This window comes from Moorena sp. SIO3B2, from assembly GCF_010692525.1.
Taxonomy (GTDB): Bacteria; Cyanobacteriota; Cyanobacteriia; order Cyanobacteriales; family Coleofasciculaceae; genus Moorena; species Moorena producens.
The window spans coordinates 1-1955 of sequence record NZ_JAAHHE010000744.1; the positions used below are offsets into that span (position 1 = coordinate 1).

Below are 1955 nucleotides of genomic sequence, written 5' to 3' on the forward strand. Positions count from 1 at the left end.
TTGCTGGCGGTTGGGCTGAATGCTATCAAAGGCACCACAGTAAATCAATGCTTCCAAACCACGGCGGTTAAGGGTGCGCAAATCCACGCGATCGCATAAATCTGCCAAAGCCTTAAACTCACCACCATTCTCCCGAGCCTTGATAATACAATTAATTGCTCCGTGTCCCAAATTCCGGATTGCTGAAAACCCAAACAATATACTATTAGAGATTGGGGTAAAATCCAAATCAGAACGATTGATATCTGGTGGCAAAATCTCAATCCCCATGGTTGAGCAAGTAGCAATATATTTCTGTATCTTGTCCGTGCTGTTACTACTCGCTGTCAGCAACGCTGCCATATATTCAACTGGGTAATTCGCCTTGAGATAGGCAGTTTGATAGGTTACATAGCCATAGGCCGTGGAGTGAGATTTGTTGAAGCAATTGGAAGCAACCATACCGTTTGCCAAAATAAAGTTATGGTCGTCCTTGACACCAATATCATAGACAGGTTGAGTACCTAAGGATTTGCGGCTGATGATTTTAACCATCGATTAAATTGACGAGGTAACTAGACTTTTACTTTTCCTGATTAGGGATTAGGGATTAGGGATTAAATGCTATAACCTAACATTATTAACCTAACATTATTAACCTAACAGTATTTCTAATACCATTAACCATTAACCAAGCACCATTAACCATTAACCTAACCCCTAACACCTAACCCTAAAAACTAAATTGACAGAGTACTAGTACAGAGTACTAGCTTACTAGCTTTTTTTTGATGGCTGAACCTGCACCAATGACTCCCACCGCTAGTAAACCTAATACTGAGAAAGGTTCGGAGACAGGGGTAGCAATGATTTGTCCTCTAATTATCCCTGCTGGGTCATTTTCTGAGTGAAGATTGAAATAGAGATCCGTATCTGCACCAGGAGCAGTAGCCAGCAGTCCAGGAGCAATCTCACTCAAGGAAGTACTGGCAGGATCATCAAGATCCCAAATTCCTGAGATAGTAGTTGAGCCATCCGAGTTAGAGGTAACCGTGCGGTCATCATTATCCTGATCCGGGCCAAAAATACCAAAGACTACCGGACCATTTTCCCCACGGGGAGCTTGGTGAAAATGGAGCAAGGTAGCAACATCTAGAGCATTTGCAGGACTTGCTACATCCGCTAGCTGGCTAAAGTCAACACCAACAACGTTAATACTGTAACTCAGTTCCGTACCAGCATCATTGAGTTTTAAGCTAGCAGAGCCAGTTGCTGGGGATTGGGTAACTCCTCCAGGAGCGACTTCCTGAGCACTGTCCAATGTTGCTTGAAACAGGGTATAGGCACTGGCTGGTGTAATAGCGAAGGATGGCAGTAATGCCAATCCTGTCACTAAGGTTGTAGATGCGAAGAAATGTTTCATGAGTTTATTCTTTAGTGTGTAGAGAATTGGAGATTTGACCGACCTAATAACTATAGTTTTTTTTCATCAGAGAAAAAAGCGGTCAAGCAAGTGTCAACTTTGATAACGTTTTTCTTGCTGAGTTGACGGTTGACCGTTAACTGTTTACTATCCACAAACAACCGTCAACCGTCCACAAAGAACCAGTTATTTATTTACTTCTGATCTAATTCCTCCCCAGTATCAAAAATAATCACAAATTTGACATCAGGCATCAGCTGTCGGAGACTGCGCAAGTGACCCTCTGCATCAGAGCGGTTACGGAAGCGAGCAACAACCACTCGTTGCATTTTGGGTAATAACCGCACAATTAAGCTGTTGCGCATTTAAACTGTGATAACAGCATTGCCTTTGTTTTTTATTTTTCGTACCCATTTTATAATTAACCCTCCTTCATTTAAAAGATGATTTAACAAACATTCTAATTCTTCAATTGATTTGAAAACTCGATTGGCAATATATTCTTTTGCTGAATGCCAAACCAATTCAATTAAGTTATAATCAGGACTATACT

3 protein-coding genes and 1 pseudogene are annotated in these 1955 nt (G+C 41.4%); all 4 read right to left on the bottom strand.

Annotation, left to right across the window (positions count from 1 at the left end):
- Window positions 1–534 (bottom strand): helix-hairpin-helix domain-containing protein (locus F6K38_RS40510; protein WP_502709657.1); only part of this gene is annotated, 534 nt, incomplete at its 3' end.
- Window positions 535–748: 214 nt separating this feature from the next.
- Window positions 749–1402: a CHRD domain-containing protein gene (locus F6K38_RS40515; RefSeq protein ID WP_008184723.1), complete on the bottom strand. Its 654-nt coding sequence runs from the start codon at window positions 1400–1402 to the stop codon at window positions 749–751.
- Window positions 1403–1596: 194 nt separating this feature from the next.
- Window positions 1597–1767 carry a hypothetical protein gene (locus F6K38_RS40520; RefSeq protein WP_008184725.1) on the bottom strand — a complete coding sequence of 57 codons (171 nt, stop codon included), beginning with the start codon at window positions 1765–1767 and terminating at the stop codon, window positions 1597–1599.
- A pseudogene (locus F6K38_RS40525) lies at window positions 1768–1955 on the bottom strand (IS630 family transposase); the annotation flags it as partial.

Bases quoted from the DNA above. Each gene is read 5' to 3' on its own strand.
- F6K38_RS40515 (WP_008184723.1), bottom strand. From the start codon at position 1,402: ATGAAACATTTCTTCGCATCTACAACCTTAGTGACAGGATTGGCATTA.
- F6K38_RS40520 (WP_008184725.1), bottom strand. From the start codon at position 1,767: ATGCGCAACAGCTTAATTGTGCGGTTATTACCCAAAATGCAACGAGTG.